This is a genomic window from Shewanella alkalitolerans (assembly GCF_019457575.1).
In the GTDB taxonomy this organism is placed as follows: domain Bacteria; phylum Pseudomonadota; class Gammaproteobacteria; order Enterobacterales; family Shewanellaceae; genus Shewanella; species Shewanella loihica.
In genome coordinates, this window is the sequence record NZ_CP080422.1 from 1519104 (window position 1) to 1536335 (window position 17232).

Here is a 17232-nt window from a genome sequence, read left to right on the forward strand (position 1 = left end):
GCTAACAAGTATGATAGGACGATATTGTGAGTGATCTATTAAGCCAAGACGAAATTGATGCGCTACTTCATGGTGTCGACGACGTCGAAGAGGAAGAGGTGAGTGACGCGCTCGATGCGCGCGCCTATGACTTTTCATCACAAGATCGTATCGTCCGTGGTCGTATGCCGACCCTGGAGATCGTCAACGAGCGTTTTGCCCGCCACCTGAGGATCAGCATGTTTAACATGATGCGCCGCGCGGCCGAGGTGTCGATCAACGGCGTGCAGATGCTCAAGTTTGGCGAATATGTCCATACTCTGTTTGTACCGACCAGCCTGAATATGGTGCGTTTCAGTCCCTTGAAGGGTACTGCGCTGATCACCATGGAGGCCCGCCTGGTGTTTATCCTGGTGGATAACTTCTTCGGCGGTGATGGCCGTTTTCACGCCAAGATCGAGGGGCGGGAATTTACCCCGACAGAGCGGCGCATCGTGCAGCTGCTTTTGAAGATCATCTTCGAAGATTATAAGGAAGCCTGGGCGCCTGTGATGGATGTCGAGTTTGATTATCTCGACTCCGAGGTGAACCCTGCCATGGCCAACATCGTCAGCCCCACAGAAGTAGTGGTGGTGAGCTCCTTCCACATCGAGGTAGACGGTGGCGGCGGTGATTTCCACATCACCATGCCATATTCGATGATCGAGCCGATTCGTGAACTGCTCGATGCCGGGGTACAGAGCGACACTCAAGATACCGACATGCGTTGGTCCCAGGCCCTGAAGGATGAGATCATGGACGTCGAGGTGGGCCTGGATGCCACCATAGTCGAGAAAGAGATCTCGCTGAAGGATGTGATGGGCTTCAAGGCCGGCGACATTATTCCGGTGGAGATGCCAGAATATATCGTGCTGCGGGTCGAAGACCTGCCCACCTATCGCTGTAAGTTAGGGCGTTCGCGCGAGAATCTGGCACTGAATATCCGGGAGAAGATCCCACGGCCCGAGACAGTAAAGACAGAGCTACAACTTGTGACTAAGAAGAGTAAGTCTCGGGATCTCAACAATATTTAATGGAATGCGTTTAAGGTAGAAATCAATGAGCACAGAAGATACAGGTGACGATTGGGCCGCAGCCATGGCCGAACAGGCGCTGGAGGAGGCTCAGGCGGTCGAACTCGACGAGCTGGCCGATAGCTCAAAGCCGCTGACCGAAGAGGAAGCGGCCAAACTCGATACCATCATGGACATTCCTGTGACCATCTCCATGGAGGTGGGCCGCAGCTTCATCAATATTCGTAACCTGCTGCAGCTCAACCAGGGCTCGGTGGTGGAGCTTGACCGGGTGGCCGGTGAGCCGCTGGATGTGATGGTAAACGGTACCCTGATCGCCCACGGTGAAGTGGTGGTGGTCAACGACAAGTTTGGTATTCGTCTCACCGACGTTATCAGCCAAACCGAGCGTATTAAGAAACTCAAATAAGGAAGGCCTATGGGGATCTCATCCTTGATGGCCGTTGCGGCCGCCGCGACGACTACTCAGGTAACCGGTGAGCGAGAGTCGGCATTGGCCACCATGACCAATATGCTGGGTGGCTTGCTGGTGGTGATCGCCCTGATCTTCCTGCTTGCCTACCTGGTCAAGCGCCTCAAGCTTGTGCCCAGTTCCCATGGCGTGCTTAAGACCCTGGCGGTCACGCCGCTGGGACAGAGAGAGAAGATGGTGTTGGTCGAGGTCGATGGCCAACAATACCTGCTGGGGGTCACGCCGCAGCAGGTTTCGCTTATCGATAAACTCGATACCCCTATCACCATAGAACAGGACTCCTTTGCCAGCCGCTTGCGTCAGGCGAAGTCATCACAGTCATGAACCCAATAAAAATCATGAAACGGATCTTGACCCCACTCTTGTTACTCCTGGCCGTGATGGCGCCGCAACTGGCGCTGGCCCAGGATGGGATTCTCCCCGCGGTAACTGTCACAACAGGCGCCGATGGCTCGACCCAATATTCGGTGACCATGCAGATATTGCTGCTGATGACGGCGCTGAGTTTTCTGCCCGCCATGGTCATCATGCTGACCTCGTTTACCCGCATCATAGTGGTGCTGTCGATTCTGCGCCAGGCGATCGGCCTGCAGCAGACGCCGTCGAATCAGGTGCTGATCGGCATGAGTCTGTTTATGACCTTCTTCATCATGGCACCCGTGTTCGACAAGATCTACGATCAGGCGGTGAAGCCCTATATCGACGAGACCATGACCATAGAGCAGGCCTATGACAAGGGCAAGGAGCCGCTGCGGGCCTTTATGTTGGCCCAGACCCGGCTCACGGATTTGGAGACCTTCGTCGAGATCTCTGGCTATCAGAATATTCAATCTCCGGAAGATGCGCCCATGAGCGTGCTGATCCCGGCCTTCATCACCAGTGAACTCAAGACCGCCTTCCAGATAGGCTTCATGCTGTTCGTGCCCTTCCTGGTGCTTGATCTCGTTGTCGCCAGTATCCTGATGGCCATGGGTATGATGATGCTGTCGCCGATGATCGTCTCCTTGCCCTTTAAGATCATGTTGTTTGTGTTAGTGGATGGCTGGAGTCTGGTGATGGGCACCCTGGCCAACAGTTTTGGGATCTAGGAGCCGTTATGACACCCGAAGCCCTCGTCGACATCTTTCGTGAAGCCCTCTCGGTTATCGTGACCATAGTGTCGATGATCATCGTGCCCGGGCTGGTGGTCGGTCTGGTGGTGGCGGTGTTTCAGGCGGCGACCTCGATCAACGAGCAGACTCTGAGCTTCCTGCCGCGTCTACTGACTACGCTTTTTGCGCTGATGATCTTAGGCCATCTGCTGGTGCAGACCATGATGGAGTTTTTCCTGCAGATGGTGAATCTCATCCCCCTGGTGGTGGGTTAGGTATGAAGCGCCGCGCCCGCCCGACTATCGAGCGTCGCTGAGATGGAGATCTTGTTATCGACAATCATGCAGACGTTGTCGGCCTACATGTGGCCGCTGTTTCGGGTGTCGAGCATGTTGATGGTGATGGCAATATTCGGCGCCAATACCACACCGACCCGGGTGCGCCTGCTGCTCTCGGTGGCGATCACTTTCGCCATCGCCCCCATGTTGCCGGTCAATACTGAGGTCGAGTTATTCTCCCTGGGCGCCATGTTCGTGACCGTGCAGCAGATCTTGATTGGCGTCGCCATGGGGTTTGTCACCTTGCTTATTATGCAGACCTTCGTGTTGACCGGACAGATCATTGGCATGCAGACCAGCTTAGGTTTCGCCTCTATGGTGGATCCCGGTTCAGGCCAGCAGACTCCGGTTATCGGTAATTTCTTCTTGTTGCTGACGACCATGATCTTCCTGGCGGTGGATGGTCATCTGGTGATGATCCGCATGTTGGTGGCCAGCTTCGATACCATTCCCGTGTCCATGCAAGGAATAAGCATCGCCAGCTATCGGCGCCTGGCCGAGTGGGGCGCCTATATGTTCGGCGCGGCGCTGACCATGTCTATTTCGGCGATTGTGGCGCTCTTGCTGATCAACCTCTCTTTCGGGGTGATGACCCGCGCCTCGCCGCAACTTAACATCTTCGCCATCGGCTTCCCCGTGACCATGGTGAGCGGTTTGATTATTCTCTGGTTGACCTTGACGCCTATCATGGCGCATTTCGACGAGGTCTGGCGTTCGGCCCAGTTGCTGCTGTGCGATCTGGTGCAGCTGCAATGTAGCACTGCTGGGAGCTTCTGATGGCCGATAACGATACCAGTCAGGAGAAGACCGAAGAGGCGACCCCCAGGCGACGCGAACAGGCGAGGGAGAAGGGGCAGGTCGCCCGTTCTAAGGAGCTGGGCACCTCTGCTGTGTTGATGTCGGCGGCGGCAGGGTTTGCCGTCATAGGGCCGAGTCTGGGGCAGTCGCTGATGAGCGTGATGACTAACCTGTTTACCATGAGCAGGCAGGAGATCTACGACACCAACAGCCTGTTCAACATCTGGATGATGGTCTTCAAGGAGCTGGCGATCCCTATGGCCAGCTTCGTGCTGTTTCTCGCCTTCGTTGCTTTCCTGGGGAACGTGGTGCTGGGCGGGATCACCTTCTCCGCCAAGGCGTTCATGCCTAAGGGCAATAAGATGAACCCCATCAGCGGCTTTAAGCGTATGTTCGGGGTGCAGGCCCTGGTGGAGTTGACCAAGGGGATCGCCAAATTCTCCGTGGTGGCGCTGATGGCCTATCTGCTGCTGAGCTACTATTTTACCGATATTCTTACCCTGTCCCAGGGGCATCTGCCGGGCAATGTCTTTAATGCTTTGGATCTGCTGGTGTGGATGTTTATTGTGCTCTGCTCCTCTACCGTGATTATCGTAGTGATCGATGTGCCGTTTCAGATCTGGAACCATAACAAACAGCTGAAGATGACCAAGCAGGAGATCAAGGACGAATATAAAGACACCGAGGGGCAGCCGGAAATGAAAGGCCGGGTGCGCCAGATGCAGCGTGAGATGGCGCAGCGGCGTATGATGGCCGAGGTGCCTAATGCCGACGTGATTGTTGTCAACCCCGAGCACTATGCGGTCGCGGTGAAGTACGATGTGACCAAGGCCGCCGCGCCCTATGTGCTTGCCAAGGGCGTGGATGATGTTGCCTTTAAGATCCGTGAGATCGCCCGCGAGCATGATGTGGCTATCGTCTCGGCGCCGCCATTGGCCAGGGCCATCTATCACACCACCAAGATAGATCAGGAGATCCCCGAAGGGCTGTTTACTGCCGTGGCCCAGGTATTGGCTTATGTGTTCCAACTGCGTCAGTATCAGCAAAAAGGTGGTAAGCGGCCGACGCCGATTCCTATCAATCAGCCGATCCCCGATGAGCTAAAATACTAAAGGTTTAAGGCATTTAGCAGTTAGTCTGTAACTGTCTTGTCCGATATTTGTTCGATTGTTATCCGCTCGAGTCGCTGCGGGCTAAGCCGGCCTTAAGTTGGCGTACTTTTTGCTGAAACCTAGCTAGATGTCAAAGTTCAGGCGCTAGATTGATGGATTTGAAAGCAACGCTCGGTCAGATAAAACAGGTAAAACCCGCCAATTTTAAAGGGATAGGTACGCCCATATTGGTGCTTGCGGCACTGGCGATGATCGTCTTGCCCATGCCGGCCTTCCTGCTGGATATCCTGTTCTCCTTTAATATCGCCTTGGCCCTGGTGGTCTTGCTGGTGGCCATCTATACCGACCGCCCCCTGGATTTTGCTGCTTTTCCAACAGTGCTGCTGGTTGCTACCTTGCTGCGTTTGGCGCTGAACGTCGCTTCGACCCGTATCGTCTTGCTCGAGGGGCACAACGGTGGCGACGCCGCCGGTAAGGTGATTGAGGCCTTCGGTTCCGTGGTGATTGGCGGTAACTATGCCGTGGGTCTGGTGGTGTTTCTTATCCTGATCATCATCAACTTCGCCGTGGTAACCAAGGGGGCCGGACGTATCTCTGAGGTGAGTGCTCGCTTTACCCTGGATGCCATGCCAGGTAAGCAGATGGCAATCGACGCCGACCTTAACGCCGGGATCCTTAATCAGGATCAGGCGCGTATTCGCCGCGCCGAAGTGACCAAGGAAGCCGACTTCTATGGTGCGATGGATGGTGCTTCTAAGTTTGTAAAAGGCGATGCCATCGCCGGTATCATGATTCTGGTGATCAACATCCTGGGCGGTTTCGTCATAGGTATGGCGCAGCATGGGCTGGACTTCTCCTCTGCGGTCGAGATCTACACCCTGTTGACAATCGGTGACGGTCTGGTGGCGCAGATCCCTGGCCTCTTGCTCTCTATCGCCGCGGCCTTGATGGTGACCCGTCAAAACGAATCTGGCGACATGGGACAGATGGTGATGAGCCAGATGTTCGACAACCCTAAGTCGCTGGCCATCGCCGCCGGCGTCCTGCTGACCATGGGCATAGTGCCTGGCATGCCGCATTTCGCTTTTCTCAGCTTTGGCCTGATCACCGCGGGCGGCGCTTATTTTCTGCATCGTAAGAAAGATCTCGACAGACAACGCGCCTTGGAGATCGCTAAGACCTCACCTGCGACTCCCGGCGATGCCAAACCTAAAGAGCTTAGCTGGGATGATGTGCAGCAGGTGGACACCATTGGCCTGGAGGTGGGCTACCGCCTGATCCCTCTGGTGGATAAGGGCCAGGGTGGTGAGCTGCTGGGCCGCATCAAGGGCGTGCGTAAGAAGCTCTCCCAAGAGCTGGGCTTTCTTGTTCCCGCCGTGCATATTCGCGATAACCTGGATCTGGCGCCAAACACCTATCGGATCTCCCTGATGGGCGTGGCTTCTGGTGAGGCGGATATTCGTCACGACTGTGAGCTTGCCATCAACCCCGGTCAGGTATATGGACCATTAGATGGTGTCGAGACCACAGATCCCGCCTTCGGCTTGGAAGCCGTGTGGATCGCCCCTGAGCTCAGAGAACATGCTCAGACGCTAGGTTATACCGTGGTGGATGCCGCCACCGTAGTGGCGACTCACCTGAGTCAGCTGTTAACCAACAACGCCTCCAAGCTCCTGGGCTACGAAGAGGTACAGCAGCTGATGGATATGCTGGCCAAGCATTCGCCTAAGCTGGTCAGTGGCTTCATTCCCGATGTCTTGCCGTTAGGCACTGTGGTCAAGGTAATGCAGAACCTGCTTAACGAAGGCGTGTCGATCCGCGACCTGAAGACCATAGTCCAGACCCTGCTCGAGTACGGGCCTAAGAGTAACGATACCGAGGTGCTTACCGCCGCCGTACGTATTGCACTTAAACGCATGATTGTTCAAGAAATAAGCGGCCCAGAACCGGAAATTCCTGTCATAACTTTGGCGCCTGAATTGGAACAGATGTTGCATCAGTCTATGCAGGCAACGGGAGGCGAGGGGCCGAATATCGAACCTAGCCTTGCCGAGAGGATGCAAAAGTCGTTACTCGACGCATCCCAGCGTCAGGAGATGGTGGGCCAACCAGCCATCCTACTGACATCGGGTATGTTACGTTCGACGCTGTCGCGTTTTGTTAAACATACGATTCCAAATCTGCGGGTGATCTCTTACCAAGAGGTACCCGATGAAAAACAAATTCGCATCGTATCGGCGGTCGGTCAGTAGAGGGTATTTAATTGAAAATAAAACGTTTTTTGGCAAAAGACATGCGCTCTGCATTGGCCCAGGTGAAAGAGACATTAGGTTCGGATGCGGTGATCATGTCGAACAAGAAAGTTACCGGCGGTATCGAGATCGTCGCCGCGGTAGACTACGATGAGCCTAAGCCGAGCGTGGCGAAAAATGATGCCGTGCCTCTGTCACCCAGCTTTCTCGATCTGGCCGAGGAGAAGGTTTCTATCGGTCGTCAGCCCATCAAGACAGAGTCAAAAAAACAGCCATCACCCGTGGCCGATTCGCTGCAAGCGCTGCTTGAGCGTCAACAAAATCGCGTCAGTCAGCAATTAAGCCAATCGAATGAAGCACTCGAGATGCCTGCCTGGGCCCAGGGATTGAAGGCACCAAGCGATGAAATAGCCTCGCCTAATATGCATGGCAGCAAGCAGGCTAATCCCCATGCCAACACACATGAGAGCCAGAATTTTAACCGTGCCAAGCGCGATAAGAGCGCGCCGGCCAGCGAACTCGAGTCTATGCGTGAGGAGTTGGCATCACTCCGCAACCTACTGACACATCAGGTGACCTCACTGCTGACCGAGCAGAAGAGTCGTCTGGATCCAGTCGGCGCCATGCTAGAGAGCCGCCTGCTGGACGCCGAATTTAGTCCTGAGGTTGCCGCTAAGTTATCGGCCCTTAGCGAGCACTATATTCCGGCAGATTTGGTGAAGGCCTTGCCACGCAGTCTGGCGAATATGCTCGACAACCAAGGGGACGACATCGTTCGTCAGGGCGGTGTCGTCGCCTTCGTGGGCCCAACTGGTGTGGGTAAGACGACGAGTGTCGCAAAATTAGCCGCTCGATTCGCTGCACAGCATGGTTCAGATCAAGTTGCACTCATTACAACCGATCATTATCGCATTGGAGCCTATGAGCAGCTGGCAACCTATGGCAAAATAATGGGGTGCCCGGTCAAGCAAGCTCATGATCTCAATGAGTTGGAACAAATTCTTTATCAGTTCCGCAATCGCAAGCTAGTATTGATAGATACGGCGGGCATGGGACAGAGAGATGTGAGATTGTTCCAGCAACTTGATAATTTAACTGCAAATAGCAGATTACCTATTCGCAGTTATCTGGTACTGTCATCTACAAGTCAAAGAAGAGTGCTTGAAGATGCCGTCGCGCAGTTTACCCGGATTCCATTATCCGGTGCGATTTTGACCAAATTAGATGAATCAGTGGCCTTGGCACCGGCGTTGAGTGTGTTGATTCAAAGTGGATTACCTTTGAGTTATGTCACCGATGGACAAAGAGTGCCAGAAGATATGCAAGTAGCCGACACCTTAGCCTTAGCCAACAAGGCCCTGTCGGTACTCGAAAAGAAAGTGCAACCAATACAGAATAACGAAAGGTCATATGAACAGGCCTACGCATTTGAGTAATATAATGAGTCGGGATCAAGCAAGCGGTTTACGTATGATGAATCAACCATATAACGAAAAAGTAAAAGTAATTGCCGTAACCGGTGGTAAGGGTGGCGTAGGTAAAACCAGCGTATCGATCAATACCGCCGTCTCCCTGGCCGAGAAGGGCAAGCGCGTGCTTGTGCTCGATGCCGACTTGGGCCTGGCCAACGTCGATGTCATGTTGGGCCTGAGAGCCGAGCGCAATCTCTCCCACGTATTATCTGGCGACGCCGACCTTGACGATATTATCGTACGCGGTCCTAAGGGGATTGGCATTATTCCAGCCACCTCTGGCACCCAGGCCATGGTCGAGCTGACACCGGCGCAGCATGCGGGTCTGATCCGTGCCTTCAGCGAGATGAAGACCCAGTTTGATATCCTGGTGGTCGATACCGCGGCAGGTATCTCAGACATGGTTCTCAGCTTCTCTCGTGCCTCTCAAGATGTGTTGGTTGTGGTGTGTGACGAGCCGACCTCTATTACCGATGCCTATGCTTTGATTAAGATTCTTAGCCGAGAGCATGGCGTATTCAGATTTAAGATTGTGGCAAACATGGTCAGAAGTTTGCGAGAAGGGATGGAGTTGTTCGCTAAACTTAGCAAGGTAACCGACCGTTTTCTCGACGTGGCCCTAGAGCTGGTTGCGACTATCCCCTTCGATGAAAACCTTCGCAAATCAGTTCGTAAACAAAAGTTGATCGTCGAGGCATTTCCTAAGTCGCCGGCGTCAATTGCTTATCACGGCCTAGCGAATAAGATTATTAGCTGGCCAGTGCCACAACAACCGGGCGGACACCTGGAGTTCTTTGTAGAGCGATTGGTTCAACGTCCCGAATATCAAGAGGATCGTACGAGTGAGTAAAGCCGCTGCGTATACTTGTTTAGATAACAAAGCTTCTATTGTCGAACAGTATGCACCGTTGGTAAAAAGGATTGCTCACCATTTACTCGCTCGTCTACCCGCCTCGGTGCAATTGGATGATCTGTTACAAGCAGGTATGATGGGCCTGCTTGAAGCCTCGGCCAAGTTCGATGGCAGCAAGGGCGCCAAGTTTGAAACCTTCGCCGGTATCCGTATTCGCGGCTCCATGCTCGACGAGATTAGGCGAGGAGACTGGGTACCCAGGTCGGTTCACCGTAATCAGCGACGCATAGCCCAGGTGATTGACGAGCTAGAACAAGAACTTGGACGTGACGCAAAAGACAATGAAATTGCGGATCGACTTGATATGACGCTCGATGAGTACCATCATATTCTTAATGATGTTTCTGTCGGGAAAGTAGTTGGAATTGAAGATCTTGGTGTATCGGTCGATGTAGTAAGACAGGAAGACGATCATCAGGACGACGCATTTGAGTCACTGGCAGAGACACAGTTCCACGAGGCCCTCGTCGAGGCGATTAAATTACTGCCAGAAAGAGATGGATTAGTTTTGTCGTTATATTATGACGAAGCATTAAATTTAAAAGAGATCGGTGCCGTACTTGATGTCAGCGAATCCCGAGTAAGCCAGATACACAGCCAGGCGATGCTCAGACTCAAAGCTAAACTCAAGCATTGGACCAAAATATAACGATTACATGAGCAATATAAAAACAGCTCCGCGGAGGAAACCTTGGACAAGAATATGAAGATTCTCGTTGTTGACGACTTCTCAACAATGAGACGCATCATCAAGAACTTGTTGAGAGACTTGGGTTTTAATAACACTCAGGAAGCAGATGACGGTTCGACAGCCTTGCCTATGTTGCAGAAAGGCGATTTTGACTTTGTCGTGACCGATTGGAATATGCCTGGCATGCAGGGGATCGACCTGTTAAAGGCTATCCGTGCTGATGACAACCTGAAGCACATTCCTGTGTTGATGGTGACTGCGGAAGCGAAAAGGGAACAGATCATTGCAGCGGCGCAGGCCGGTGTGAATGGCTATGTGGTGAAACCTTTTACTGCGGCGACATTGAAAGAGAAGTTAGACAAAATTTTCGAACGACTCGGTTAATCAAGGTTGAGCTATGCAGGCAGAAACTTCAGGGCTGATCAATCTAGCACAGGCCAAGCAACTCGTTGATCTGCTAGAGGCGGGTCAACAAGAGATGGCCGATGAGCTAATTCGCGATATCGCCAGCCCGATTCAGAAAGAGCTGTTTGACGAGGTGGGTCGCCTAACCCGTCAGCTTCACAGTGCCATAGTGGACTTTCAGGTGGACGGTCGCCTCGTGGAGCTGGCTAATAGCGAAATTCCCGATGCCAAAGAGCGCCTCAATTATGTCATCGACATGACTGAGCAGGCCGCCAATAAAACCATGGACGCCGTCGAAGAGTCTCTGCCCCTTGCAGATGCCCTTACCATGAACGTACAGGCCGTTAAGCCTTCCTGGGATCGCCTGATGCGTCGAGATATTCAGCTGCACGAATTCAAGGCGCTCTGCCATGACGTTCAGCAGTTCATCGAGCGTAGCGAATCCGATTCCAATCGTTTAAAAGAGTTACTCAACAACATATTGCTGGCCCAGGACTTCCAAGATCTGACCGGACAGATGATCCGCCGGGTGATCGAGCTGGTGCGAGAGGTTGAGAATAACCTGGTCTCTATGTTGACCGTATTTGGCGAGCAGCCCGCCACGGATAAACCCCGTGCATCTGAGAAGTGCGTCGAAGCTGAAGGTCCTATTATGAACGCTGATCAGCGTGATGATGTCGTGACAGGGCAAGATGAAGTCGATGACTTGCTGTCGAGTCTAGGTTTCTAAGTAGGAGTCATATGAATGTCCTTTGATGTTGATGAAGAGATACTGCAGGACTTTTTGATTGAAGCGGGCGAGATCCTTGAGCTTCTCTCTGAACAGCTGGTGGCGTTAGAGAATAACCCCGACGACACCGAACTACTCAATGCCATCTTCCGGGGATTCCATACCGTTAAAGGCGGCGCCGGCTTCCTGAGTCTGACGCCCATGGTGGATGTTTGTCACGAAGCGGAAAACACCTTCGACCTGTTGCGTACAGGTAAGCGCAGCGTTTCTGCCGAGCTGATGGATATCATTCTCCAGGCCGTCGACACCATCAACTCTATGTTTGCCGAGACCCAGGCGGGTGTAGAGCAAAGCCCTGCCGATGAAGGCCTGTTAGCAAACCTTAAATTATTGAGCTCTGGTGGCTTATTGCCATCTGAGCAGGGCGGGGCGTCAGCCGAGGCCGTTGCCGAAACGCCGGTTGAACCGGCTGTCGAAATACCAGCAGATGATGGTATCGAGCTGTTTGATATGCCGCTCGATGACGGTGTCGAACTGTTCGACGAGCCGGTAAGTGATACGCCCGTGACCTCTATCGTCGGAGAAGGCGATATCGATGAGATCGATGAATCTGAATTCGAAGCCCTGCTCGATGCCCTTCACGGCAGTGGTAAGGGCCCATCAAGTACGGCGCCTGCCGGTGCGGCGCCGATTCAGGCGAGCGATAGCGACGACATAACAGACGATGAGTTCGAGTCGCTGCTCGATGAACTTCATGGCTCGGGTAAATTCCAGGCCCCTTCGGCCCCAATTGCCAAGGTGCCTGAGCCAACCTCGCCGCCGGTGGATGCCGATGAGATCACCGACGATGAATTTGAAAAGCTGCTCGATGAGCTGCATGGCGCCGGTGCCGGCCCTGGCAGCGAGACCAGCAAGCCTGCGACTCCGGCGGCCCCTAAGGCGCCAGAGGTCTCCGCACCTAAAATGGCAGCTCCTGCGCAACCGAGTGTTAAGGCACAGCCCGTTGAGGTGCCAGCTCCTAAGCCTGTGGTGAAAGAGAAGGCCGCGGCCAAGGCGCCAGCGACCAATATGCCTCAGGCGGAAACCACAGTGCGCGTCGATACCGCGCGCCTGGATCAGATCATGAACATGGTCGGTGAGCTGGTATTGGTGCGTAACCGCCTGCTTAGCCTTGGGATTTCCCGCGATGATGAGGATATGTCTAAGGCGCTGGCCAACCTGGACCTGGTAACTGCCGATCTCCAGGGGGCGGTGATGAAGACGCGCATGCAGCCGATCAAGAAGGTGTTTGGCCGCTTCCCTCGTGTAGTACGTGACTTAGCGCGCAGCCTGAATAAAGAGATCGATCTTCGCATGATAGGTGAAGATACAGATCTGGATAAGAACCTGGTTGAAGCCCTTGCAGATCCTTTGGTTCACTTGGTGCGTAACTCGGTTGACCATGGTATCGAGATGCCCGACGAGCGTGAAGCTAATGGTAAGTCGCGTACCGGGACTATTACCCTTTCTGCCAGTCAGGAAGGTGACCATATCCTGCTCAAGATTGAAGATGATGGCGCGGGGATGGACCCAGATAAGCTCAAGCAGATCGCCATCAAGCGCGGCGTGCTCGATGAGGATGCGGCGGCGCGCATGTCTGATGAAGAGGCCTATAACCTCATCTTCGCCCCAGGCTTCTCTACAAAAGTGGAGATCTCCGATATCTCAGGCCGCGGCGTCGGCATGGATGTGGTGAAGACGCGTATCACTCAGTTAAACGGTACCGTGCATATCGATTCATTAAAGGGTAAGGGGACTTGCCTGGAGATCAAGGTACCACTCACCCTGGCGATTATGCCGACCCTGATGGTGGAAGTGGCTCAGCAGGTATTTGCCCTGCCGCTGTCGAGCGTTAGCGAGATCTTCCACCTGGATCTGACAAAGACAAATGTTGTCGATGGCCAGCTGACCGTCATAGTGAGGGAAAAGGCGGTACCACTCTTCTATCTCGAGCATTGGCTGAGTCGTAAGGCGGTGAGCTTTAAGCATGGCGACAAGCAACACGGCCACGTTGTGATAGTCCAGCTGGGTACCATGCAAATAGGCTTCGTGGTTGACTCTCTGATAGGTCAAGAAGAGGTAGTGATCAAGCCACTGGGCACCTTGTTACACGGCACCCCAGGCATGGCTGGCGCGACTATTACCTCTGACGGTGGCATCGCATTGATATTAGATGTGCCCGGCTTATTGAAACATTACGCCAAGAACAAGAAATAACAGTTAGTGGCACAGTGAGCTAGAGGATCAGCGTGATGCCCAGAGGCGTCACGCTTTGTTTCGGCAAGGATCCTGTTGTAGATAGGAATTTGAATGGCCATAAAAGTATTAGTTGTCGATGATTCAAGCTTTTTTCGTCGCCGAGTCAGTGAGATTGTCACCAAGGATGCGGAGTTAGAGGTCATAGGCACGGCGTCTAATGGCGCCGAGGCGGTTAAGCTCGCTGAGCAATTAAAGCCACAAGTGATCACCATGGATATCGAGATGCCAGTGATGGACGGCATTAGCGCCGTGCGTGAGATCATGGCGAAGTGTCCGACCCCCATCTTGATGTTTTCATCCCTTACCCACGATGGCGCCAAGGCAACCTTGGATGCCCTGGAAGCCGGTGCGTTAGATTTTCTTCCTAAACGATTTGAAGATATTGCCACCAACAAGGATGAGGCGATCGCTCTGTTGCAGCAGCGCATCAAGGCGCTGGGCCGTCGCCGCGTATTCCGTCCCATACTGCCTCGAAGTGTGCCGCCAAAGCCAGCGACAACCTCTGCTTCTACGACAGCGCCGACAAGAGAGATGGCGCAGCGTCCAGCGCCGCGTCCGAGCGCGCCTGTTACCCGCGCCAGTGGTAAGAAATATAAGCTTTTGTTGATCGGCACCTCAACCGGTGGCCCCGTTGCGCTGCAGCGGATATTGACCAAGCTGCCGGCGAACTATCCTCATCCTATTCTGCTTATCCAGCATATGCCGGCGGCCTTTACGCTCGCTTTCGCCGCACGCTTAAATGGCCTGTGCGCCATCGAGGTGAAGGAGGCGCAAAATGGCGATCAGCTCAGGGCAGGCTGCGCCTACCTAGCACCAGGTGGCATGCAGATGATGTTAGAGCGCGGCGGCACCTATGGTCGCATCAAGATAGTGGCCGGTAGCATGGATATGAACTACAAGCCCTGTGTCGATATTACCTTTGCTTCGGCCTCAAAGCTGAGTGGCGGCGAGACCCTGGCCGTGATATTGACAGGCATGGGCGCCGATGGTCGCGAAGGGGCCAGGATGCTTAAGAATGTCGGGGCGACTATCTGGGCTCAAGATGAGGCCAGCTGCGTCGTTTACGGCATGCCACAGGCGGTAACCGCCGCAGGGATATCCAGTCAGTCGATAGCACTCGATGATATGGCCGAGGCCATCATTCGCGAGAGCGGACGTGGCTAGGCAGCGACAAAGCCTCAGCACCACTGTGCTGTTGCTGTTTTTTCTCTTGTTAGTTTGCTGCCTAGTGACCGGATCACTCTATCTCGACTTGCGACATAAGAATGGTTTGCTCGAGGAGAAAATTGTCCAGCTCGAGAAGAGTCAGGTGCTGCTGATGGTGCCCGACGAGCAGGCGCAGGCCTTGGCAGATTGGATGGAGAATAATCCTGAATTTACTCAGTCTATCATCAAGCAGGCAGAGCCTGGCAGCCAGGTGAGAGTCGAGATTGGCCCAGAAGTGCCTGAGGCGATCGCAAGGCAAGAGGCAGTTAGCCTTACAGACAGTCTTAGTCAACGAACCGATAGTCTCGATGAACAGACTGTTAATCGAAATGAGCAGCAGGATCAGACCAGGCTAACGCCCTTGTTACCTGCGGCAGAAGCTGAAGAATCAAGCCAGGGTGAACACCAAAGTGAGCACCAGAGCGAGCAAAAGGTGGCCAGCGCCACAGATAAGGCGACACAGGATGGTAAAACGCCATCGCAGCCGGTTAAGCTGTCAGAAGATAAAGATGGTGTTAAAGTAATAAGCCTGCCCCATGGCGGCATTCGAGTTACGACTCGCGAAGATAATTAAAACGATAACCTGATGGCGATACGCTCGAGGATTTAAGGGGTTTTACTTGAAGATCTGGACCATAGCAAATCAAAAAGGGGGCGTGGGTAAGACGACCACAGTGGCGAGCCTGGCTGGCGCCATGGCAAAGCGGGGTAAACGAGTCTTGATGATAGACACTGATCCCCACGCGTCCTTGGGCTACTACCTGGGCATAGATTCCGAAGAGGTGCCCGCCTCGCTCTATGATCTGTTTCTGAAACACAAGAACCTGAATAAAGATCAGGTGCTTGCCCATATCGTCCCCACTAAGGTGGAAGGGATAGATCTCTTGCCGGCCACCATGGCGCTGGCAACGCTGGATCGCTCGCTCGGTCATCAGGAAGGGATGGGGTTGATCCTTAAACGCCTGCTTGCCTTAGTCGCCGACCAGTACGACGTCGCCCTCATCGACTGTCCTCCGGTGTTAGGGGTGTTGATGGTTAACGCCCTCGCGGCCAGTGAACATATCATTATTCCGGTGCAGACAGAGTTCCTGGCGATCAAGGGGCTAGATCGCATGGTCAAGACCATGACGCTCATGGGACGCTCTAAGAGCACCACCTACAGCTATACAATCGTTCCGACCATGTACGACAGACGCACCAAGGCCTCGCCTGCCGCCCTACAGCAGTTGGGGGAAGAGTACGGCGATGTACTTTGGCCAGATGTTATCCCGGTGGATACCAAGTTTCGTGACGCCAGCCTGGCGCATCTGCCAGCCTCACACTACGCCAGCCATTCACGCGGTGTTAAGGCCTATGAGAGATTGCTCGACCACCTGCTGACCAAGGAGTTTGCGCATGTCAAACTCGGTTGACGAAGCTGTCTTTAATTATTTTTCCTTGCTGCTCTCCGAGCCCGGTGAAGAGAGCGTCGCGGCCGATAAGCCTGAAGTAAAGCGCGAGCAGGTGACGGCACAGAATGGTCAAATGAGTGTTTCTGCACCAGCAGTAAAACGTCTGCCTGTTGGCGAACAATCTAAACCGCGCCCAGTGATCACACAGGCTACGCCGACACCGCTCAATAAGCTCGCGCTCGAGCAATTGCTGGCGCCGGTGAGTGAGTTAGATGTTCAGACAGAAACTAATACAGAAACTCAAATAGCAAGCAAGGTTGAGATCAAAACGCTCGATACCAAACCTGCTAGCGTCGAAACGATGACACAAGCTGTATCGGTTCAAACCAAATCTGAGTCGCAAGTTAAGCAAAAAATCGAAGAAAAATTAGAAACTTCGGCTAGTATTAAGCAAGAGCAAGTCGTTAGCGACAAGGTCGATTTGGCTGCGGCGCCGCAGACGCAAATCGGCGCGACACCACCAGGGGTGACAGAGGAACTAGTCGAGCTGCTCGACGAAGAGTTTCAGGTGCTGTTTTTCAAGGTGGCGGGGCTCACGTTGGCCGTGCCCTTGGTGAGCCTTGGCGGTATCGTTAAGGTGGAGCGGATCAATCACATTATGGGGCGACCGGCCTGGTATCTTGGGGTTCAGACCCACAGGGATTCGCAACTCAATATTGTCGATTCGGGTGCCTGGGTGATGCCGGAAAAATATGATGATAAACTGGCGCAATCCGTTGATTACCAATATATTGTACTCTTAGAGGACAGTAATTGGGGACTGGCCTGTGAGTCGCTGGTGAATTCCGTCAGAATTTTAAAGTCAGAAGTTAATTGGCGTACCAAAGCGGGTAAACGCCCTTGGCTGGCTGGCGTCGTAAAAGAACAGATGTGCGGCATTCTACATGTGCAGGCACTGATTGAATTATTAAATTTGGGTTTAGGTAGTCAGGACTCTATTGGCTGAGGTTA

The 17232-nt window shown here is 53.6% G+C and carries 18 protein-coding genes; all 18 read left to right on the forward strand.

Annotated elements, in window-relative coordinates; all coding sequences use genetic code 11:
• Nucleotides 1-26 precede the first annotated feature (26 nt).
• Nucleotides 27-1052: a flagellar motor switch protein FliM gene (fliM, locus tag K0J45_RS06755; protein ID WP_011865174.1), complete on the forward strand. Its 1026-nt coding sequence runs from the start codon at nt 27-29 to the stop codon at nt 1050-1052.
• Between the two features lie 25 nt (nt 1053-1077).
• Complete coding sequence (fliN, locus tag K0J45_RS06760) at nt 1078-1461, forward strand: flagellar motor switch protein FliN (RefSeq protein ID WP_011865175.1); 384 nt, start codon at nt 1078-1080, stop codon at nt 1459-1461.
• Between the two features lie 27 nt (nt 1462-1488).
• Complete coding sequence (gene fliO, locus K0J45_RS06765; RefSeq protein WP_398351595.1) at nt 1489-1848, forward strand: flagellar biosynthetic protein FliO; 360 nt, start codon at nt 1489-1491, stop codon at nt 1846-1848.
• Nucleotides 1849-1859: 11 nt separating this feature from the next.
• Complete coding sequence (gene fliP, locus K0J45_RS06770; protein WP_144204215.1) at nt 1860-2612, forward strand: flagellar type III secretion system pore protein FliP; 753 nt, start codon at nt 1860-1862, stop codon at nt 2610-2612.
• 8 nt (nt 2613-2620) lie between these two features.
• Nucleotides 2621-2890, forward strand: coding sequence for a flagellar biosynthetic protein FliQ (locus tag K0J45_RS06775; protein WP_220044743.1), 270 nt, complete (start codon nt 2621-2623; stop codon nt 2888-2890).
• A gap of 42 nt (nt 2891-2932) precedes the next feature.
• On the forward strand, nt 2933-3730 hold the full coding sequence (fliR, locus tag K0J45_RS06780) for a flagellar biosynthetic protein FliR (RefSeq protein ID WP_220044744.1): 798 nt from the start codon (nt 2933-2935) through the stop codon (nt 3728-3730).
• On the forward strand, nt 3730-4863 hold the full coding sequence (flhB, locus tag K0J45_RS06785) for a flagellar biosynthesis protein FlhB (RefSeq protein ID WP_220044745.1): 1134 nt from the start codon (nt 3730-3732) through the stop codon (nt 4861-4863). The genes fliR and flhB overlap by 1 nt, the downstream gene beginning before the upstream one ends.
• Before the next feature lie 152 nt (nt 4864-5015).
• Nucleotides 5016-7115: a flagellar biosynthesis protein FlhA gene (flhA, locus tag K0J45_RS06790; protein ID WP_220044746.1), complete on the forward strand. Its 2100-nt coding sequence runs from the start codon at nt 5016-5018 to the stop codon at nt 7113-7115.
• Nucleotides 7116-7126: 11 nt separating this feature from the next.
• Nucleotides 7127-8551, forward strand: coding sequence for a flagellar biosynthesis GTPase FlhF (gene flhF, locus K0J45_RS06795; protein WP_220044747.1), 1425 nt, complete (start codon nt 7127-7129; stop codon nt 8549-8551).
• Between the two features lie 4 nt (nt 8552-8555).
• Nucleotides 8556-9437: a MinD/ParA family protein gene (locus K0J45_RS06800; protein ID WP_041406542.1), complete on the forward strand. Its 882-nt coding sequence runs from the start codon at nt 8556-8558 to the stop codon at nt 9435-9437.
• Nucleotides 9430-10149, forward strand: coding sequence for an RNA polymerase sigma factor FliA (locus K0J45_RS06805; RefSeq protein ID WP_011865184.1), 720 nt, complete (start codon nt 9430-9432; stop codon nt 10147-10149). Before K0J45_RS06800 ends, K0J45_RS06805 begins: the two co-directional genes overlap by 8 nt.
• 42 nt (nt 10150-10191) lie before the next feature.
• Nucleotides 10192-10575, forward strand: a complete 384-nt coding sequence (gene cheY / locus K0J45_RS06810; protein WP_011865185.1) for a chemotaxis response regulator CheY — start codon at nt 10192-10194, stop codon at nt 10573-10575.
• Nucleotides 10576-10588: 13 nt separating this feature from the next.
• A complete protein-coding gene (locus K0J45_RS06815) occupies nt 10589-11326 on the forward strand; it encodes a protein phosphatase CheZ (RefSeq protein WP_220044748.1) in 738 nt (245 codons plus the stop codon).
• 15 nt (nt 11327-11341) lie between these two features.
• On the forward strand, nt 11342-13582 hold the full coding sequence (locus K0J45_RS06820) for a chemotaxis protein CheA (protein WP_220044749.1): 2241 nt from the start codon (nt 11342-11344) through the stop codon (nt 13580-13582).
• Between the two features lie 93 nt (nt 13583-13675).
• Complete coding sequence (locus K0J45_RS06825) at nt 13676-14788, forward strand: protein-glutamate methylesterase/protein-glutamine glutaminase (RefSeq protein WP_220044750.1); 1113 nt, start codon at nt 13676-13678, stop codon at nt 14786-14788.
• Nucleotides 14789-14852: 64 nt separating this feature from the next.
• The gene (locus tag K0J45_RS06830) at nt 14853-15404 is read left to right on the forward strand and encodes a membrane anchored protein in chemotaxis locus (protein WP_220044751.1); all 552 of its coding nucleotides are present in this window, start codon (nt 14853-14855) and stop codon (nt 15402-15404) included.
• A 46-nt stretch (nt 15405-15450) separates the two neighbouring features.
• The gene (locus K0J45_RS06835; RefSeq protein ID WP_220044752.1) at nt 15451-16242 is read left to right on the forward strand and encodes a ParA family protein; all 792 of its coding nucleotides are present in this window, start codon (nt 15451-15453) and stop codon (nt 16240-16242) included.
• Nucleotides 16226-17227, forward strand: a complete 1002-nt coding sequence (locus K0J45_RS06840) for a chemotaxis protein CheW (protein ID WP_220044753.1) — start codon at nt 16226-16228, stop codon at nt 17225-17227. Before K0J45_RS06835 ends, K0J45_RS06840 begins: the two co-directional genes overlap by 17 nt.
• The last annotated feature ends 5 nt before the right edge of the window (nt 17228-17232 follow it).

Coding starts and splice junctions, on each gene's coding strand:
- K0J45_RS06840 (WP_220044753.1), top strand. CDS start 16,226: ATGTCAAACTCGGTTGACGAAGCTGTCTTTAATTATTTTTCCTTGCTG.
- K0J45_RS06775 (WP_220044743.1), top strand. CDS start 2,621: ATGACACCCGAAGCCCTCGTCGACATCTTTCGTGAAGCCCTCTCGGTT.
- fliN (WP_011865175.1), top strand. CDS start 1,078: ATGAGCACAGAAGATACAGGTGACGATTGGGCCGCAGCCATGGCCGAA.
- K0J45_RS06825 (WP_220044750.1), top strand. CDS start 13,676: ATGGCCATAAAAGTATTAGTTGTCGATGATTCAAGCTTTTTTCGTCGC.
- K0J45_RS06820 (WP_220044749.1), top strand. CDS start 11,342: ATGTCCTTTGATGTTGATGAAGAGATACTGCAGGACTTTTTGATTGAA.
- K0J45_RS06815 (WP_220044748.1), top strand. CDS start 10,589: ATGCAGGCAGAAACTTCAGGGCTGATCAATCTAGCACAGGCCAAGCAA.
- fliO (WP_398351595.1), top strand. CDS start 1,489: ATGGCCGTTGCGGCCGCCGCGACGACTACTCAGGTAACCGGTGAGCGA.
- flhA (WP_220044746.1), top strand. CDS start 5,016: ATGGATTTGAAAGCAACGCTCGGTCAGATAAAACAGGTAAAACCCGCC.
- fliR (WP_220044744.1), top strand. CDS start 2,933: ATGGAGATCTTGTTATCGACAATCATGCAGACGTTGTCGGCCTACATG.
- K0J45_RS06800 (WP_041406542.1), top strand. CDS start 8,556: ATGAGTCGGGATCAAGCAAGCGGTTTACGTATGATGAATCAACCATAT.
- flhB (WP_220044745.1), top strand. CDS start 3,730: ATGGCCGATAACGATACCAGTCAGGAGAAGACCGAAGAGGCGACCCCC.